This is a genomic window from Streptomyces sp. QH1-20 (assembly GCF_041283565.1).
Taxonomy (GTDB): Bacteria; Actinomycetota; Actinomycetes; order Streptomycetales; family Streptomycetaceae; genus Streptomyces; species Streptomyces syringius.
Genome location: NZ_CP166299.1, coordinates 6,873,216 through 6,887,772, shown reverse-complemented (window position 1 = coordinate 6,887,772; position 14,557 = coordinate 6,873,216). Strand labels below are relative to the sequence as shown.

General features: G+C 72.1%; 13 protein-coding genes and 1 pseudogene. 7 read left to right on the top strand and 7 right to left on the bottom strand.

Annotated features, from left to right (window positions below; all coding sequences use genetic code 11):
* Positions 1 to 78: 78 nt before the first annotated feature.
* From AB8O64_RS31020 to ddaH, 3 genes and pseudogenes are all read right to left on the bottom strand, one after another.
* A complete protein-coding gene (locus tag AB8O64_RS31020; protein WP_370422797.1) occupies positions 79 to 525 on the bottom strand; it encodes an ATP-binding protein in 447 nt (148 codons plus the stop codon).
* Positions 526 to 1,008: 483 nt separating this feature from the next.
* Positions 1,009 to 1,662: a DUF4360 domain-containing protein gene (locus tag AB8O64_RS31015; RefSeq protein ID WP_356457007.1), complete on the bottom strand. Its 654-nt coding sequence runs from the start codon at positions 1,660 to 1,662 to the stop codon at positions 1,009 to 1,011.
* 450 nt (positions 1,663 to 2,112) lie between these two features.
* Positions 2,113 to 2,892 (bottom strand): annotated as a pseudogene (ddaH, locus tag AB8O64_RS31010) (dimethylargininase); the annotation flags it as partial.
* A gap of 58 nt (positions 2,893 to 2,950) precedes the next feature.
* Between ddaH and AB8O64_RS31005 the strand changes: the two are divergent.
* Positions 2,951 to 3,361, top strand: coding sequence for a (2Fe-2S) ferredoxin domain-containing protein (locus AB8O64_RS31005; RefSeq protein WP_370424023.1), 411 nt, complete (start codon positions 2,951 to 2,953; stop codon positions 3,359 to 3,361).
* A gap of 6 nt (positions 3,362 to 3,367) precedes the next feature.
* Here AB8O64_RS31005 and AB8O64_RS31000 read toward each other — a convergent pair whose 3' ends face one another.
* Both AB8O64_RS31000 and AB8O64_RS30995 read right to left on the bottom strand, forming a co-directional pair.
* Positions 3,368 to 4,906 carry an APC family permease gene (locus AB8O64_RS31000; RefSeq protein ID WP_370422795.1) on the bottom strand — a complete coding sequence of 513 codons (1,539 nt, stop codon included), beginning with the start codon at positions 4,904 to 4,906 and terminating at the stop codon, positions 3,368 to 3,370.
* 71 nt (positions 4,907 to 4,977) lie between these two features.
* A complete protein-coding gene (locus AB8O64_RS30995) occupies positions 4,978 to 5,943 on the bottom strand; it encodes a hypothetical protein (protein ID WP_370422793.1) in 966 nt (321 codons plus the stop codon).
* A 345-nt stretch (positions 5,944 to 6,288) separates the two neighbouring features.
* Here AB8O64_RS30995 and AB8O64_RS30990 point away from each other — a divergent pair, with 345 nt between their 5' ends.
* On the top strand, positions 6,289 to 7,176 hold the full coding sequence (locus AB8O64_RS30990) for a DMT family transporter (RefSeq protein WP_370422792.1): 888 nt from the start codon (positions 6,289 to 6,291) through the stop codon (positions 7,174 to 7,176).
* A gap of 35 nt (positions 7,177 to 7,211) precedes the next feature.
* Positions 7,212 to 7,727, top strand: a complete 516-nt coding sequence (locus AB8O64_RS30985) for an NUDIX hydrolase (protein WP_370422791.1) — start codon at positions 7,212 to 7,214, stop codon at positions 7,725 to 7,727.
* Between the two features lie 225 nt (positions 7,728 to 7,952).
* Here AB8O64_RS30985 and AB8O64_RS30980 read toward each other — a convergent pair whose 3' ends face one another.
* Both AB8O64_RS30980 and AB8O64_RS30975 read right to left on the bottom strand, forming a co-directional pair.
* The gene (locus tag AB8O64_RS30980; protein ID WP_370422789.1) at positions 7,953 to 8,873 is read right to left on the bottom strand and encodes an NADP-dependent oxidoreductase; all 921 of its coding nucleotides are present in this window, start codon (positions 8,871 to 8,873) and stop codon (positions 7,953 to 7,955) included.
* A 49-nt stretch (positions 8,874 to 8,922) separates the two neighbouring features.
* Entirely contained in the window at positions 8,923 to 10,422 is a 1,500-nt protein-coding gene (locus AB8O64_RS30975; protein ID WP_370422787.1) for an MFS transporter, read from the bottom strand.
* 139 nt (positions 10,423 to 10,561) lie between these two features.
* Here AB8O64_RS30975 and AB8O64_RS30970 point away from each other — a divergent pair, with 139 nt between their 5' ends.
* The 4 genes from AB8O64_RS30970 to AB8O64_RS30955 all read left to right on the top strand — a co-directional run bounded on the left by AB8O64_RS30970 (position 10,562) and on the right by AB8O64_RS30955 (position 14,453).
* Positions 10,562 to 10,999, top strand: coding sequence for a MarR family winged helix-turn-helix transcriptional regulator (locus AB8O64_RS30970; protein WP_370422785.1), 438 nt, complete (start codon positions 10,562 to 10,564; stop codon positions 10,997 to 10,999).
* 85 nt (positions 11,000 to 11,084) lie between these two features.
* Complete coding sequence (locus tag AB8O64_RS30965; protein WP_370422784.1) at positions 11,085 to 12,026, top strand: MBL fold metallo-hydrolase; 942 nt, start codon at positions 11,085 to 11,087, stop codon at positions 12,024 to 12,026.
* A gap of 168 nt (positions 12,027 to 12,194) precedes the next feature.
* Positions 12,195 to 13,217, top strand: coding sequence for a phosphotransferase family protein (locus AB8O64_RS30960; RefSeq protein ID WP_370422782.1), 1,023 nt, complete (start codon positions 12,195 to 12,197; stop codon positions 13,215 to 13,217).
* Positions 13,218 to 13,220: 3 nt separating this feature from the next.
* Positions 13,221 to 14,453: an acyl-CoA dehydrogenase family protein gene (locus tag AB8O64_RS30955; protein ID WP_370422780.1), complete on the top strand. Its 1,233-nt coding sequence runs from the start codon at positions 13,221 to 13,223 to the stop codon at positions 14,451 to 14,453.
* The last annotated feature ends 104 nt before the right edge of the window (positions 14,454 to 14,557 follow it).

Below are 14,557 nucleotides of genomic sequence, written 5' to 3'. Positions count from 1 at the left end.
CCGAACCGGCCCACCTCGCAGCCCGCGGCGCGCGTACGGGCCCCGCGGGAGGCCGCCGGCAGGCCTGTGCCCGGGGTCTCAGGCCCCGGATGTGCCCGCCGGGATGCGCAGGGTGAACCAGACGGTCTTCCCCTCCTCGCACGCGTGGTGGCCCCACTGGGTGGCGATCTGCTCGACGAGCCACATCCCCCGGCCGTTCTCGCTGTCCGGTCCGGCCTCGGCGCAGCGGGGCAGCAGCCCGCCGGCGTCGGTGACCTGGGCGACCAGGTGGTCGGCGGAGCGGGTGAGGACGAGGCGGACGTCACCGGCCGTCATCGGGACGTGCACGATGGCGTTGGTGACGAGTTCGGAGAGCAGGAGCGTGGTGTCCGCCGCGAGCTCGGCGAGCCCCCACTCGCTCAGCAGGCGCTCGCTGAAGCGCCGCGCGGCCCCGACGGACCGGGTCGAGGCGGGCAGCGAGATGCTGTGGGAGGGCAGACCGGGCGGCAGGTAGTGCGGTGCCCAGCGCGAGGGCGGGCTGTGCATGCACAGCGGCATCCCGCGGCCCCAGTGGCCGAGGAGTCGCTGCGGATGCGCGGCCCGGGTACGGAGGGGGTCCGGAGCGGCGGGGAGCCCGGGAAGGGCGGGGAAGGCTCCGGGAAAAGCGTGGGCCGTATGCGAGGAGCTCAGGGTGTGGCTACTGGGAGGCATAGGGGCTCTGGCAATCGACTAGCGCGAAGGGCGCTGAACGAGGACTCGTCTCCGACGCCTGGGCGGCCCTGGGGGCTGTGCGGACCGCTCGTCTTCGCATGGGGATCTCCCACATTCGCTCGATTTCCGCCAGAGGTCTATACCCTATGGGTGACGATGGGCGTGCGGAGCGCTATCCCCGCAGGTGAGGCGGTACGCAAGGGCATAAAGTCCCGGTATGCAAAAGGCGGGCAAAGCCCGGGCGGGCGGCGCCGGCGAGCGTCGCAAGCCCGCCGGAGTGGCTCCGGCGGGCCGCCGGCCGTCCGCCGGGCGTGGCGGCTAGGCCTTTCTGGGGCATTCCTTCCAGGACAGGTGATAGATCGTGTTGATGTCGCCGTCCGTCGAGTCCATCGTCATGAAGCTCGTCGTCCTGGCCGGATCCGAGCTGCCGACGCCGACGCGGAGTTCGGTGTTGATGTTGAAGTTCCGCTTCTCACCGCAGGGCGCCCAGACCAGCGCGCCGACCGGGACCCGGTCGCTCGCCTGCCAGTTGTCCTTGTACGGGCCTCTGAAGGCGTGACTGCTCGGGGTGGTCGCGGACGACCCCTGGAAGTAGTACGACGCCTTCTGGGTGCCGACGGCACCGGACTCCAGGGACGCGAAGCCGCGGTAGTCGGCGCTGGCGATCGCGTAGGTGAAGCCCTGCGGCACGTGCACGATGAGGTTCAGCTGGCAGTTCTTGCGGAAGTCGGTCGGCTTGGAACCGACGCCCACCTGGGCGAGGTAGTCGCTGTAGGTGACGGTGAAGGCCGTGTTGTCGGGGGCGACGGCCACCGCCGCCGTTCCCGCGGGACATCCCGACCCGTTGACGGTCGCCACCTCGATGACGATTTTGTCCGGGGGCGGGGTGATGAGGGCCGCGGGGTTGTGCGTGGCGAGCGGCGCGGCGAGTAACGCCGCGATCGCGCTGCCGGTGAAAAGGCCGCCGGGCATGGGTTCTCCTGTCGATTGTCTTCGCGCCATACGGCGCGAGGGGAAGACGAAAGGATCCTGAAGTGCCCGCACCGCGGGAATCACGGCTGTGAATTCACGCTTTCCCCTGAGCGGTAGGGGCGGGTCGATGGGGTGCCGACTCGGCTGCGGGAGCGTCAGGAGTCAGTGGTTCCGGACCGACGAAAGAGCCATGGACCACGGCATTGTCCTTCGAGCACGATTTTGATATGGGCATGAACATGCCAAGCCACTGCGCTGCCCTCCTGCGGTCCGTAGGACTGGGAGCGTTCGAATAATAGGGAGCGGCACGCACGTTGGCTAGAGTTCGCGCCGCTGATCCGTTTCGGCTCTCTGGCTCAAAAGGAATGGCTCGGGAACACCGCTCCCCAGGTGATTCCTTCTCGGTTCAAGCAGTGCCGCCCGGGGATTTTCCGAAACAGGACCGCAACCGGCCTGCAACGCGCGCAACCGCACCGACAGACAGGTCACGCAGCCCTCCAGTTTCTCGAACTCGCCGATGTCCACCACCACCGGCCGATATCCCAGGCCGGTGTACAGCGCGGCCGTCCTCGGGGCACTGGCGGCCATCAACAGCCGGTCGCCGCCCAGCAGCACGACGTGCGCGCCCGACTCCTCGGGCACCGGCAGGAAGCGCGGGAAGAGGGACGGGTCGTCGACGAGCGACGGATGGCCGACGACCGTGCCGTCGGGAAGCGCGGTCACGGCGGACTTCAGGTGCAGCACCTTGCCGCCGGCGAGGGGGACGGCCACCACCCGGGCGCCCAGCGGGCCGAAGACCGCACGCAATTGCCGTACGCCGTCCGCGTTCGTGCGTCCGCCCTGTCCTACGTAGAGGGTGTCGCCGACCTTGAGGACGTCGCCGCCGTCGAGCGTGCCGGGTTCACGGAGCCGATCGATGGAGCAGCCGAGGGCCGCGACCGCGTCCTCGGCCCCCGGCGTCTCGGCCCGGCGGCCGGCCGCGCCGGAACGGGCGATGAGGGCGACGTTCCGGTGGACCACCATGGTGTCCTCGACGAAGACCCCGTCCGGGCAGTCGTCGGCGGGGGCGGCCTCGACGGTCCGCCAGCCGTGCGTGCGCAGTGCCTCGACATAACCGTGCCATTGACGCAGGGCGAGCGCGGTATCGACGGGGGTGCGCTCGATATGGGTCACCAGACCCTCGGCGAGGCGGGGGCCGGGGCGGCGGACTACGGCGATATTCCCGGACATACAGTCATCCTCTCGTCAACGGACGGGCGGTGGCGGTCTGCGTATCATCGGGCCGGTGATCTCGAACAGCGCCCGACGCGCCTCTTCCGCTCCCGCCCCCTGCCGGATCACGGTCTGCCGCGGCTGCTGCTGCGGCGACCCGGCGAAGGTCCCCGGTGTCGACCACGGCGGACAGATAGCGAGGCTGCGCGGCGCCGTCGACGGGGCCGCGCAGGTGCGCGCGTCGGAGTGCCTGGACGTGTGCGACCAGGCGAATGTGATGGTGGTTCAGCCATCGGCTGCGGGCCGGGCCGCCGGGGGGCGGCCGGTGTGGCTGGGGCTGGTCAACGACGACGACGCGCTGGCGGACATCGCCGCGTGGGTGCGGGCGGGCGGCCCCGGGCTCGCGGAGCCGCCCGGGGTGCTCGACCTCTATGAATTCACCGTCTCGCGACGGGTGAGCGGGCAACTGGGCGGCCCGGGAGCCTGAGACCGGTCAGCGGCTCGACGACTCGGACAAGGGGGCGGCCGCTGCCTTCTCCAGCAGGAACGCCTCGTTGCCCAGCCCGATCCGGGCGTGCCGCTCCGGCCGCGCGGACTTCAGCACCAGCCCGTAGACCAGCCCGAGGACGACGGCCGCGGCGACGATGCCCGGCAGCGCCCAGCGCAGCACCGGGCCGGGGTCGGCACCGAGCAGCACATCGAAGTCCTTGACCGCGTAGACGATGATGGCGAGCAGCGCGAGCCCGGCGACACCGGAGGCGACGAGCCGCGGGGCCTGGGCACGGGCCGCGCCGCGGCGGACGAAGAAGACGATGACGGCGGCGCTCGCGGCGGTCATCAAGACGATGACGCCGAGCGCGCCGACGTTGCCCATCCAGGTGAACAGCCGCTGGACGGGTGCGGTCGGATCGCCGTGCGGCTTGTCGTCGGTGATCGCGAAGAGCAGGACGACCAGCAGCGAGACGACGCTCTGGAGCAGCGAGCCGTGGGCGGGCGCGCCGCTGGCCTTGGAGGTACGGCCGAAAGCGGCGGGCAGCAGGCCCTCGCGGCCCATGGCGAAGGCGTAGCGGGCGACGACGTTGTGGAAGCTGAGCATCGCGGCGAACATGCCGGTCACGTAGAAGACGTGCATCACATCGGCGAACGCGCCGCCGAACCGGTCGGAGGTGAGGGCGAAGAGCAGGTTCGGGCCCTCCTTCCGGGCCTCGCCGACGATCCGCGAGGGCCCGGCGGCGACGGTCAGCGCCCAGGAGCTGACGGCGTAGAAGAGGGCGACGAAGCCGACGGCGAGGAAGGTCACCCGGGCGACGACCTCCTGCGGGCGGCTGGTCTCCTCGGCGTAGACGGCGGCCTGCTCGAAGCCGACGAAGGAGGCGATGGTGAAGCAGAGGGCGGTGCCGAGCCCGGCGCCGCCGAGGGTCTCGGGGTTGAACGCGTGCAGCGAGAAGCCGTCCTTGCCGGGGCTGGCGACTCCCACGATGTCGAAGAGGGCGACCATGGCACACTCGACGAGCAGCAGCACGCCGAGGACCTTGGCGTTGAGGTCTATCTTGAGCCAGCCGAGGGCACCGACGACGGCCACGGCGCCGAGCGCGGGCAGCCACCACGCGACGTCGATGTGCAGATACCTGGCGAGCAGACCGGAGACCTCGTAGCCGAAGATGCCGTAGATCGCGAACTGCATGGCGCTGTAGGCGACCAGCGCGACGACGGAGGCGGCGGCGCCCGCGGTGCCACCGAGGCCGCGGGCGATGTAGGCATAGAACGCCCCGGCGTTGTGGACATGGCGGCTCATCTCGGCGTAGCCGAAGCTGAAGAGGGTCAGCACCACGCCGAGGATGACGTAGAGGAGGGGCTGCCCGACGATGCCCATCGTTCCGTAGGTGGTGGGCATGACGCCGGCCGTGACCATCAGGGGCGCGCTGGCGGCGACCACCGACAGCAACAGTCCGGCCAGGCCTATCCGGTCGGCGCGCAGCCGTCTGTCCTGGCCCTTGAAGGTGCTGATCTCGCTCGTGGTGCCCGTCGACATGGCGGGGGTCGTCCTTCCCATGGGGGTGAGCGGGGTTGGGGGTGCGCACGCGGCCGACGGGGCCGCGCGGGTCACGCCGCGCCGAGCGCGGCGCGGCGAGCGGCGTGGAACGCCTTGGCGGGGTCCCGGTCGGGGTAGGACCAGGGGGCGCGGACGGCGTGCGGGCCGATGCGGGTGAGCAGGGCCGCGGCCTCGGCCATCCGGCCCTCGTGGAGCTTGGCGTGGGCGAGGTAGTTGAGATCGACCTTGCGCCGGGGGTGGGCGGTGGCGGCGGCGTCCTCGTCGACGTCCCATTCGAGCCACCAGTCGAAGGCCGCCTTCATCACCTGCCGGGCCCGCCGGGTGGTCCAGTGCCCGGAGCGGGCGGGGTCACGGGGTTCGAGTCCGGCCCGGGCGAGGACCCGGTAACGCTCGGCGTGGGCCACCACGGGCAGCACGGCCAGGGGCGAGTCGGCGGGTGCCTGCTCGGCGGCCCAGGAGGCGAAGTCGTAGACCTCGTGCAGCGGGTCGTCCCGGTCGTCCCTCTGGTGTTCGGCCAGGCAGGCGGCCATCAGATGGTGCGCGTGGTGGTGGTCGCGGTGGCGGGCGCGCACCTGGTCGAAGGCGCGGACGCGCTCGTCGTCGGTGCCGGTCCGGCGGGCGAGGACGAGGATGGCCAGCCATGGCGTCGGATCGGCCGGGGCCATCCTGGCCGCGGTCAGCGCGCAGGCGCGGGCCGCCTCGGGGCTGCCCTTGCCGCGCACGGCCCTGAAGACGGTGGCGCAGGCGAGAAGGGCGGCGGCGTCGGGGCTGTCGGGCTCGGCGAGCTGCCATTCCCGGGCCCAGGCGACGCTGGTGGCGCCCTCACCGAGGACGGTGAGGCGGTGGCCGCGGCGGTCCCAGTCGTCGCCGGTTTCGGCGAGGAGCTTACGGGCGTCCGCCCAACGCCCCCTCGCCAGCGCGTCGCGGACGGTGGCGAGTTCGGTGTCGTCGAGGGCGGGGTCGAAAGTCAGCCCGTCCTTGTTCCGGGGGCGGCCCAAGGGGGGTGGGGGCGTCATCGTCGGGCTTCCTCCACGGCGTACGTCCCCTCCGGGCGCCGGGTCAAGGCGTCCGCAAACAAGCTGTCGCAATCACGCACAGCAAAGCGGTAGTCACGGCTCCGAGTCAAGACCGATCTTGCGCTGACGCTTCATCAATTGACGCCACGTCAGCTCTGCTTGTCGAGGACCGTACGTCCGATCAACGAACGACTGTTCGGTAGCGAGGGTGGGGACGGGCCGGCCGTTCGGCCGTTTGCCCGCCCCGCCAGCGGAAAGGCCGTTGCCCGGCCGTCGCACCGCCCTACGGCGGTTAGCCTCGTCCCGTCAAGTCTCCTACGGCCCGGTGGCCTTGAGGTACGCGGCGTGTCGGTCTTCGTCTTCGCCCTGAGTGCGGCGTGCTGCCTGGGTGTCGGATTCGTGCTCCAGCAGAACGCGGCCCAGCACGCCCCGATGAGCGACTTCCTCTCCTTCCGGCTGCTGCTGGACCTCGCGCGGATGCCCCGCTGGCTGGCCGGCATCGGGCTGATGGTGTGCGGCACGGCCCTCGGCGCGGTGGCGCTCGGCCGGGGCGAGATCTCCCTGGTGGAGCCGCTGCTGGCGACGAACCTGCTGTTCGCGATGGCCCTGTCCCGGTGGCAGACCGGGCAGCCGCTCGGACCGGCGGGCTGGGGCGGGCTGTGGCTGCTGGCGGGCGGGGTGACGGCGTTCATCGTCGCGGGCCGCCCGCACGGCGGTGACGACGCCGCCGATCCCCTGCGCCAATGGCTGTTCATCGGCCCGATGGTGGGCACGGCACTGCTGCTGGCGGCGGTCTCCAGACGGGTCCGGGTGGTCGTGGAGGCGGCGCTGCTGGGCGCGGCGGCGGGGCTGCTGTACGGCGTGCAGGACGCCCTGACCCGGCTGAGCGGCCAGCGGCTGCACAGCGGCGGCTGGACCGCGCTGCTGCTGAGCTGGCAGCCGTACGCGGTGCTGACCCTCGGGCTGGTGGGGCTGCTGTTCGTGCAGAGCGCCTTCGAGACGGCCCCGCTGCGGTTGTCGCTGCCCGCGCTGACGGCGGCCCAGCCACTGGCGGGCATCGTGTGCGGGGTGGGGTTCCTGGGAGACCAGGTGCGGACCACACCCGGGGCGCTGGCCTGGGAGGCGGCGGGGCTGGCGGCGATCGTGACCGGCATCGTGCTGATCGGCCACCACCCGGCGATGCCGGCGGGGGTGGGCGGCCCGGACCGGGTACGCGACCTCCCACCGCGCTGAGCCGCGCACGCGGGCCGGCTGGTTGGATGGGCCGTATGACCGATCAGCAAGGGCTGCCGGCCGACGAGCTGCTGGACATCGTCGACGAGCGGGACGAGGTCGTGGGCCAGGCGCCCCGCGGCGAGGCCTACGCACGCGGACTGCGCCACCGCTGTGTCTTCGTCCTGGCCAGGGACGGCGCGGGGCGGATCTTCGTACACCGCCGCACCGCCACGAAGCTCGTCTTCCCCTCGCGCTACGACATGTTCGTGGGCGGCGTGGTCGGAGCCGGCGAGTCGTACGACACGGCGGCGCTGCGCGAGGCCGAGGAGGAACTGGGCGTCAGCGGCCTGCCCGCCCCCACGCCGCTGTTCCGCTTCCTCTACCGCACGCCGGAGCACTCGTGGTGGTCGGCGGTCTACGAGGTGCGGTGCGACCTGCCGGTCGCGCCCCAGGCCGAGGAGGTCGCCTGGCACGCCTTCCTCACCGACGAGGAACTGACGGCCCGGCTCCCGGAGTGGGACTGTGTCCCCGACGGCCTGGAGGCGTACCGACGGCTGAGCATGCCTTGAGCGGCGGGCATGACCGTCCACTGCGTGGTGTGCCGGGTGCCCAACCCTTCCCCACCCAGGGACGGAGGCGCCGCAGGCCCACCGGCGTGAGGGCCCGCGACCCACCGGAGCGGCACGGGCCCGCCCCACGGCCGGGCCCGCACAAGGGCCGACGGCCCGAACCCCACCGCCCCCGCCGCAGGCGAAACGACGCCGCACCGGACCGACAGCCCAAACCGACGGACGTCAGACCGTGACCACGATCTTCCCCCGCGTGTGCCCCTCCGCGCTCAGCCGCTGCGCGTCCGCCGTCTTCTCCAGCGGGAACACCTCCGCGACCTCGACCGTCAGCACGCCCTGCTCCGCCAGGTGGCTGAGCGCGGTGAGGTCGGCGGCGTCGGGGCGTACCCACAGCAGGCGGCCGCCGAGGGCCGACACCTCCGGGTCCGCGATGGAGATCAGCCGGGCGCCGGGGGCGGTCACCTCGGGCGAGGTGTGGATCGTTCCGCCGCCGACCAGGTCGAGGACCACGTCGACGCCTTCGGGCGCCAGGGCGCGCACCCGCCCGGCCAGGCCGTCCCCGTAGGTGACGGGCTCGGCGCCCAGCCCGCGGAGGTAGTCGTGGTTGCGCTCGCCCGCCGTGCCGATGACGCGGGCCCCGAGGTGCTTGGCCAGCTGTACGGCCATGGTGCCGACCCCGCCGGCGGCTGCGTGCACCAGGACGGTGTCACCCTCGCCGGTGCCCGCCGCCCGCAGCGCCTGGTAGGCGGTCAGGCCCGCCAGCGGGATGCCCGCGGCCTGCTCGAAGGTGAGGTTGGCCGGCTTGCGCGCGAGGGTGCGCACCGGTGCGGCCACGTACTCGGCGAAGGTACCGCGGGAGAGGAGGTCCTCACGGACGTAGCCCATGACCTCGTCGCCGATCGCGAACTCGGGGGTGTCCGCGCCCAGGCCGACGACGACGCCGGAGACGTCCCAGCCCGGGACGACCGGGAAGACGGCCTGGAGCATGCCGTCGAGGTAGCCCGCCTGGGCCTTCCAGTCGACGGGGTTGACGGCCGCGGCCCTGACCTTGATCAGGACCGAGTCCGGGCCCACCTTGGGCTCGGGGAGCTCGCCGAACTCCAGGACCTCGGGTCCGCCGTAGGCGCGGTAGCTGATGGCCTTCATGGTGATGCTCCTTACGGAATACGGGAGAGGGTGAGCGGGGGCCGGTGGATCAGGCGTGGGCGGCTGCGGTCCCAGCGTCCGCCGTGGCGGAGCGGTCCGCCACTTCGGCCGGACGCGGGCCGTGGATCTTGCGCAGGCCACGCCAGGCGACCAACGCGACCAGCAGGAACGCGGTGCCCGCGATCACGAAGGTCAGCGTGAACTGACTCTCGGCGGGCAGCTTCGGCGCGCCCGGCGGCAGGTGCTCGAGGCTCTTGGAGGCGAGCACGGTCGTGATCATCGCGCTGCCGATGGCGCTGCCGGTCGAGCGGGAGATGGAGTTGATGCCGTTGGCGATGCCGGTCTGGCGCGGCGGCACACTGGCGACGATCACCGCGGGCATGGCGGCGTAGCCGAAGCTGATGGCCGCGCCGACGAACATGCCGGCGGCGATGACGGAGAAGGCGTGCTCGTGGTCGAGGGCGATCCAGACGAAGCCCGCGGTGCCGATGAGCGAGGCGAGCAGCAGCACCAGACGCGGGCCCTTGTGGCGGACGAGCTGGCCGCCGACGGGGGCCGCGAGCAGCGAGACGATCGTGCTGGGCAGCAGGAACTGCACGGAGGCGCGCAGGACACTGGCGTCGAAGCCGTAGCCGGCGATCTTCGACGGCATCTGCACGAGGTAGGAGACGCCGATGAAGAGCGCGAAGGAGCCGAAGCCGACGAGCAGACCGGAGATGTTCGCGAAGAGCACCGGGCGGTGGGAGAACATCCTCATGTCGACCAGCGGCTCGCGCACCGTGCGCTCGACGAACGTCCAGACGGCAGCCATCACCACGGCACCGGCGAAGCAGCCGATCGTACGGGCGGAGGACCAGCCCCACTCGTGGCCCTGGGTGATGGGCAGCAGGAGCAGGACGAGGGTGGCGGCGAGGCTCAGCGCGCCGAGGACGTCGGTGCGGCCGCCGGTGGTCTGCCGGGTGGCGGGGACGAGGAGGACGACGGCGAGCAGGGCGAGCGCGGCGAGGCCGGTGGCCAGCCAGAAGGCGCTGCGGTAGTCGGGGTTGTCGCCGGAGGTCAGCAGCCCGGTGGCGACGAGCGCGAGGCCGCTGCCGAATGCGAGGGTGCCGCTGACCATGGCCATCGCGCCGGGCAGCTTCGCGGGGCGGACCTCCTCCCGCAGGACGGACAGCGCGAGCGGGAAGATCGCGGTGGCGGCGCCCTGGAGCACCCGGCCGACGATGAGCCACAGCAGGGAGTGCGTGACGGCCGCGAGGACCGAGCCCGCGACCATGACGATCAGCACGCCGACGAGGGTCTTCTTCTTGCCGTGCTGGTCGCCGAAGCGGCCCAGCAGCGGGGTGAAGACCGCGGCGGAGAGCAGGGTGGCGGTGGTGACCCAGCTGACATTGGCCGAGGAGGTTTCGAGGTCGTTCTGGATGAGGCCGAGGATCGGCACGACCAGCGTCTGCATCATCGAGACGACCATGGCGGCGAGGCTCAGGGCGAAGACGATGACCGTCTCGTTCCGCTGCCTGCCCGCCGGGGCGGTGGTGGCTTGGGTGCTCATGAGGGGTGGCGGGTCCTTCGAGTTACTTCACGACATGGATGCTTGAGATCGTCAAGCAACTCGATGTACGGTAAGTCGAAATAGTTCACATAGTCAAGTTAATGTTTTACGGGCTCAAGCTCTTGAGTACACTTCAACCATGACCGCGATCCCCCAGCCCCCGACCAAGGCCCAGCTCCTGGAGCTGGTGGCGGCGCTCGGCACCGCCCAGTGGCAGGACTTCGCGGCCGCCGCCGCCCGGCACGGGCTCACCTCCGTCCAGGCGAAGCTGCTCGCCCAGCTCAAGGGCCCGGTCCCGATGCGCGGCCTCGCCACCCTGCTGGTCTGTGACGCCTCCAATGTCACCGGCATCGTGGACCGCCTCGAATCGCGCGGTCTGGTCCGCCGCGAGCCCGACCCCCGCGACCGCCGCGTGAAGAACGTGGTCGCCACCGACGAGGGCCTGGAGACCATCCAGCGGGTCCGGGCCGAGATGCAGGCCACGCACAGCGCGCTCGACGCCCTCGACGAGGAGGAGCGCACCGCGCTCTACGCACTGCTGGAGCGACTGCGCCCGGGCCTGGAGCGGCGGGGCTGACCGGCCCTCCCCCGGCCGGACCGTGACCGTATTCTGACGGTCAGTCCGATCCGCGCGCCCGCGCGGACGCAAGGGGAGGCCAGCGATGTCCAGCTCGACCACCGTCCGAGCCGTCGAACCGGCGGACACGGAGCCGTACACGGTCCCGCTCGCACCGGGGGTGAGCGCGTTCGTCCAGCCCGACGGCGGCTGGTGCCTGAACAACGCGGGGTTCGTGACGGCCGGCGGCCGGACCCTGCTGATCGACACCGCCGCGACCGAGCGGCGGGCGCGCCTGCTGCGCGCCGCCGTCACCGACAGCGGTGCCCCGCTGCCCACCACCGTGGTCAACACCCACCACCACGGCGACCACACCTACGGCAACTGCGTGTTCCCCGAGGCCACCGTCGTGGGGCACACGGCCTGCCGCGCGGAGACCCTCGCCGCGGGACACCAGCTGCACGGCATCTGGCCCGGGGTCGACTACGGCGAGGTTGCCATCACCCCCGCCACCCTCACCTACTCCGACACGCTCACCGTGCACGTGGGCGACATCGAGGTCCGCCTGATCCACCCGGGTGTCGCCCACACCGTCGGCGACACCGTCGCCTGGCTGCCGGAGCAGGGCATCGTCTTCACCGGTGACCTGATCTTCAACGGCGGCACCCCCTTCCTCATGATGGGCTCCCTCGCGGGATCGCTGCGCGCCCTGGAGCGGCTGCGCTCGCTCGATGCCCAGGTCGTCGTGCCCGGCCACGGCCGGGTCACCGACCCCGGGGTGTACGACGCCACGGAGGCCTATCTGCGGTACGTCGACGAGCTGGCCCGCGCCTCCCACGCGGCCGGGCGCACCCCGCTGGAGGCCGCCCGCGAGGCGGATCTCGGCGCGTTCGCGTCGCTGCGCGAGAGCGAGCGCCTGGTCGCCAATCTGCACCGCGCCTACGCCGAGCTGGAGGGGCTGCCGTGGGGCGCCCCGCTGAACCTGCCGGAAGTCCTCGGCGACATGATGACGATGAACGGCGGCAAGCCGATGGCCTGCCACGCCTGATCCGTACGCGCCCCCGCGCCGTGGCGGCCCGGGGGCGGTCCGCGGTCAGGGAGACGGGAAAGCGGATCACATTGGTCCCCGGTGCCCCCTAGACGGCATACCGACCGGTCGGCATCATGATCGGGGACCACACGTCCGTATGTTCAACTCCCCGTGGAGGAGCACTCGATGAGCAAGGGCAACCCCCCAGGGCTCGACCTGGAACGGCTGCGCGCGTATCTGGAGCGGGAGCGGCCGGGGCTGGTGCGCGGACCGCTGGGCGCGGAGCTGGTCGAGGGGGGACGTTCCAACCTCACCTATGCCGTCACGGACGGCACCGGCCGCTGGGTGGTACGCCGCCCGCCGCTCGGGCACGTGCTCGCCACCGCCCACGACATGCGGCGCGAGCACCGGGTGATCAGCGCGCTGCGCGACACCGCCGTGCCGGTGCCCGAGGCGATTCTGCTCTGCGAGGACGAGGACGTCCTCGGAGCGCCCTTCTACGTCATGGAGTTCGTGACCGGCACGCCGTACCGCACCGCCGAACAGCTCGCCGCCCTCGGCCCCGCCCGGACCCGTGAGGTCGTCCTCGGCCTCGCCGACACGCTCGTGGACCTGCACGCCGTGGACCCCGACGCGGTGGGGCTCGGGGACTTCGGGCGGCCGGAGGGGTTCCTGGAGCGGCAGTTGCGGCGCTGGGGCAAGCAGCTGGAGGCCTCCAGGAACCGCGAGCTGGCCGGGATCGACGAGCTGCGCGAGGCGCTGGGCACGGCGCTCCCGCAGTCCCCCGCGCCCACGGTCGTGCACGGCGACTACCGGCTGGACAACGTCCTGATCGGCGCCGACGGCACCGTCGAGGCCGTCCTGGACTGGGAGATGTCCACGCTCGGCGACCCGCTCACCGACCTCGGGCTGCTGATGATGTACAGCGAGCAGCGGCCCGTTCCCGGCTCGCCGATCGCCACCACGCGCGACGCCCCCGGCCACCCCGAGCCCGCCGAGATCGTCGAGCGGTACGCCGCGCGCTCGGGCCGCGACGTCTCGGCCCTCCCCTGGTACACCGCCTTCGCCTACTTCAAGCTCGCGGTCATCCTCGAGGGCATCCACTACCGCTACACGCTCGGGCACACCCTCGGCCCGGGCTTCGACCGCATCGGACAGCTCGTGCCGCTCTTCGTCGAAGGCGGCCTCACCACGCTTCGGAAGGGCTGAGCCATGGACTTCGCGTTCGACGCGCGCACCGAGGAGCTGCGCGGCAAGCTGCTGGCCTTCATGGACGAGCACGTGTACCCGGCGGAGGCGGTCGCCGAGGAGCAGCGCGCCGCCCTCGCGGACCCGTGGGACACCCCGCCGGTCGTCGAGGAGCTGAAGGCGGAGGCCCGGCGGCGGGGGCTGTGGAATCTCTTCTTCATGGACCAGCACAGCCTGCCCGACGCGGAGTACGGCGCCGGGCTGACCAACGTCCAGTACGCGCCGCTCGCCGAGATCACCGGCCGCAGCCCGCAGCTCGCCCCCACCGCCCTGAACTGCGCGGCCCCCGACACGGGGAACATGGAGGTGCTCGCCCAGTTCGGCACCGAGGAGCAGCGCAAGCGCTGGCTCCATCCGCTGCTCGCCGGCGAGATCCGGTCCGCGTTCGCGATGACCGAGCCGGAGGTCGCCTCCTCCGACGCCACGAACATCGAGACCCGGATCGAGCGGGACGGCGACGACTACGTCATCACCGGCCGCAAGTGGTACATCTCCGGTGCGATGAACCCCCGTTGCGAGATCTTCATCGTCATGGGCAAGACCGACCCGGAGGGCTCGGACCCGCGCCGCCAGCAGTCCATGGTCCTCGTCCCGCGCGACACCCCCGGCGTCGGGATCAGGCGTGCCATGCGGGTCTACGGCTACGAGGACCACTACCACGGCGGCCACGCCGAGGTGGTCTTCGACGGCGTCCGCGTCCCGGCGGCGAACATCGTCGGCGAGGAGGGCGGCGGGTTCGCCATCGCCCAGGCCCGGCTCGGTCCCGGCCGGATCCACCACTGCATGCGTCTGATCGGCATGGCCGAGCGTGCCATCGAGCTGATGTGCCGGCGCGCGGCGGACCGTACGGCGTTCGGCAAGCCGCTGGCGGCGCAGGGCGTCGTCCAGGAGTGGATCGCCGATTCCCGGGTCGCGGTCGAGCAGTTGCGGCTGCTGGTGCTGAAGACCGCGTGGCTGATGGACACCGTCGGCAACCGCGGGGCGCACACGGAGATCCAGGCCATCAAGATCGCGACGCCGCGCACGGTCGCCGACATCATCGACAAGGCGGTCCAGCTGCACGGCGCGGGCGGTGTCGGCCAGGACTTCCCGCTCGCCGAGCTCTGGGCCGCGGCGCGGACGCTGCGGCTGGCCGACGGGCCGGACGAGGTGCACCAGCGGTCGCTGGCGCGGCGGGAGCTGAAGAAGTACCGGTAGCCCTGCGGGAGGCTTTCGTCGGCCCCCGGCCCTGGTGATTCCTCGGCTGCGGGCCGTCCGTGCCGCCTTCGGCGGCGAGCGCCCTGCGGGCGCGTCCTCAAACG

What these genes read in the sequence shown, in the direction of transcription:
- AB8O64_RS31020 (WP_370422797.1), bottom strand. Translation starts at nt 525, where the DNA reads ATGCACAGCCCGCCCTCGCGCTGGGCACCGCACTACCTGCCGCCCGGT.
- AB8O64_RS31015 (WP_356457007.1), bottom strand. Translation starts at nt 1,662, where the DNA reads ATGCCCGGCGGCCTTTTCACCGGCAGCGCGATCGCGGCGTTACTCGCC.
- AB8O64_RS31000 (WP_370422795.1), bottom strand. Translation starts at nt 4,906, where the DNA reads ATGTCGACGGGCACCACGAGCGAGATCAGCACCTTCAAGGGCCAGGAC.
- AB8O64_RS30995 (WP_370422793.1), bottom strand. Translation starts at nt 5,943, where the DNA reads ATGACGCCCCCACCCCCCTTGGGCCGCCCCCGGAACAAGGACGGGCTG.
- AB8O64_RS30985 (WP_370422791.1), top strand. Translation starts at nt 7,212, where the DNA reads ATGACCGATCAGCAAGGGCTGCCGGCCGACGAGCTGCTGGACATCGTC.
- AB8O64_RS30980 (WP_370422789.1), bottom strand. Translation starts at nt 8,873, where the DNA reads ATGAAGGCCATCAGCTACCGCGCCTACGGCGGACCCGAGGTCCTGGAG.
- AB8O64_RS30975 (WP_370422787.1), bottom strand. Translation starts at nt 10,422, where the DNA reads ATGAGCACCCAAGCCACCACCGCCCCGGCGGGCAGGCAGCGGAACGAG.
- AB8O64_RS30970 (WP_370422785.1), top strand. Translation starts at nt 10,562, where the DNA reads ATGACCGCGATCCCCCAGCCCCCGACCAAGGCCCAGCTCCTGGAGCTG.
- AB8O64_RS30965 (WP_370422784.1), top strand. Translation starts at nt 11,085, where the DNA reads ATGTCCAGCTCGACCACCGTCCGAGCCGTCGAACCGGCGGACACGGAG.
- AB8O64_RS30960 (WP_370422782.1), top strand. Translation starts at nt 12,195, where the DNA reads ATGAGCAAGGGCAACCCCCCAGGGCTCGACCTGGAACGGCTGCGCGCG.
- AB8O64_RS30955 (WP_370422780.1), top strand. Translation starts at nt 13,221, where the DNA reads ATGGACTTCGCGTTCGACGCGCGCACCGAGGAGCTGCGCGGCAAGCTG.